Below are 2,292 nucleotides of genomic sequence, written 5' to 3' on the forward strand. Positions count from 1 at the left end.
AGCCCCTAACCCCTAATCCCTAACCCCGATTAACCTGTTGCAACAAGCTACAAGCATCTTCCATTTCGACTTGGGGAAATTCTACATAAAAGCGACTGACGCAGAAGAACTGTTGGGGCGTTTCCAGTACAATAACGCGATCGCAAATTCGGCGTAAAAATTTCATCGATCCCAGAGGTGCTACAGGGGTACCGATCCAAACCTGTGCTGCTTTTTGAAGTTGCAGAGCCGAAATCGCCACAGATATTGTCATCCCGGTAGCAATGCCATCATCGATCAAGATGGCGATCGCACCTTCTGGCGTAATTTTAGGACGATAAGCGGCGAAGCAATCGAATTGAGCGATCGCTTTTTCTTGAGCTTGAAGGAGCGCTTGTTGTAATTGCGGATGATCTTTAGGTAAAGGCAATCGATTTGACCACACCACCTGCCCATCTACAGTTACAGCACCAATCGCTAGTTCTGGGTCTTCTGGCTGAACAATCTTTTTAGCCACGATAATATCTAAAGGGCAACCCAGCTTCTGAGCTACAGGTGCAGCAACTGGCAAACCGCCGCGAGGTAGAGCGTAGACAATGGGGGAAGCCGAAACTCCTCGCTCCCGAACCTGGTCAATCTGAGCATTAATGGCTTGGGCTAGCTGCTCACCGGCACTGTTGCGATCTTGAAATCCCACATTAGGTGACAAGGCTTCCTCCAGCAAATTACAGCTTAATTGCCAGTTTATTGGCTCCAGTTTAGTGCTTTTGCTAGCTGAGTTGCCAGGATCATCGGATCGAAAGGTTTAGTCAATACAGCCTTTACGCCCAACTGTGCAAATCTGCGCTGTTCTGCCGCCTGAACCTTAGCTGTCAATAAGACCACAGGGATGTGTTGGGTGGCTTTATTTGCCTGTAGCTTTTGAAAAATAGTGGGGCCATCCATATCCGGCATCATCACATCCAAGAGAATGGCGTCAAGCGCTTGCTCTGAGGCGATCGCTAAACCTTCGTTACCGGAAGCAGCTGTTAGCACTTCCCAACCTCCCATAGTTTCCAAGGAAACTTGAGCTATTTCTCGGATATCGTCTTCATCATCAATTATTAAAATGCGCTTGGCTACCATGCTGATTTGAGATTTTAGATTTTAGATTTTATCTTGAGGAAGAATCGGATTGAGGTTATCTGCTACTAGAAGATTACTTCGGCGCGTAGCTTCCTTCCCGCCGGTTACGCACGGGGTTTTATACACCATTTTTCGGTAAGTCATAGCAGGTGATGCGATCGCCTTCCATTGCCTTAGCGAGATCTAGTGCTTTACCAGCATTATGATATAAAGATTGTAAGTCACTACCATCATCGGGATATTGAGCCACACCAACGCTAAAATGGATTTGCAACTTCCTTGCTTCTGGGCGATCCAACTCCGATTGCTGGAAACAAGCTATTAAGTCGCTCAAGCGTTTTGCGGCAGATTCTTTGTTAAGAGCGTACATACCGATCGCAAACTTTCCATCAGCCCAACGACCTACCACATCTTCACTGCGGAAACTTTCCAGCAGCAATTTGCCAAATCGCTGCAACATCATGTCGCCAGCAGCATGACCGTACTGTTCGTTAAATTCCTGAAAATAGTCGAAATTTAAAATGGCAAAGGATAAGGTTTGTCCATAACGTTTACACATCCCTAAAAACCGCTGCACATCCTGCATTAACTTGCGTCGATTGAGTACTCCAGTCAAAATATCCGTTTCAGAAATACTCCGCAGCACCCTAACTCGGTGTATGCGATTGAAAATACGGGCGATCAGTTCCGATCCTATAATTGGCTTGTATAGGTAGTCATCAGCGCCAACGCCAAAAACCCGCTTGATAGTTTCGGCATCAGTGTGGCTAGAAAGAAAAAGCACCGGTAGATAGTTCCACTTCGGATCGTTACGTATGACTTTACAGATTTCAATCCCATTCACATGAGGCATATCTATATCTAAAATCAACAAATCCGGTGCAGTCGCTTCTAGGACTTCCCACAAACGTCGCGAGTCGTCTAGGGAAATCGGCTTGATGCCCCAAGGCTGCAATATAGTTTCTAAAGTGGACAGTATTTGGGGATCGTCATCTACTGCCATCACCTTAAATTCATTACTGCGTTCTTTTTGTAGCACTTGACTAACTGCTTCCATCACACCGGCTGGTTCGATCGGCTTTCGCAAAAAAGCGCACCCACCCATACGAGCAACTTCTACACGATCGCTGAAAGTATCGTGAGATGTCAAGATAATGACTGGTACAGGTGGATTTTGCGCCGATAGGT

Annotated in this window: 3 protein-coding genes; all 3 read right to left on the reverse strand. The window is 46.3% G+C overall.

What is annotated here, in order from left to right:
- Positions 1 to 19: 19 nt before the first annotated feature.
- The gene (locus H6S82_RS29735; RefSeq protein ID WP_190473760.1) at positions 20 to 688 is read right to left on the reverse strand and encodes a phosphoribosyltransferase family protein; all 669 of its coding nucleotides are present in this window, start codon (positions 686 to 688) and stop codon (positions 20 to 22) included.
- A 35-nt stretch (positions 689 to 723) separates the two neighbouring features.
- On the reverse strand, positions 724 to 1,104 hold the full coding sequence (locus tag H6S82_RS29740) for a response regulator (protein WP_190473759.1): 381 nt from the start codon (positions 1,102 to 1,104) through the stop codon (positions 724 to 726).
- A gap of 118 nt (positions 1,105 to 1,222) precedes the next feature.
- The coding region (locus tag H6S82_RS29745) for a response regulator (RefSeq protein WP_191057215.1) at positions 1,223 to 2,292 on the reverse strand (1,070 nt) is incomplete at its 5' end.

This window comes from Planktothrix sp. FACHB-1355 (genome assembly GCF_014748295.1).
Taxonomy (GTDB): Bacteria; Cyanobacteriota; Cyanobacteriia; order Cyanobacteriales; family Aerosakkonemataceae; genus Aerosakkonema; species Aerosakkonema funiforme_A.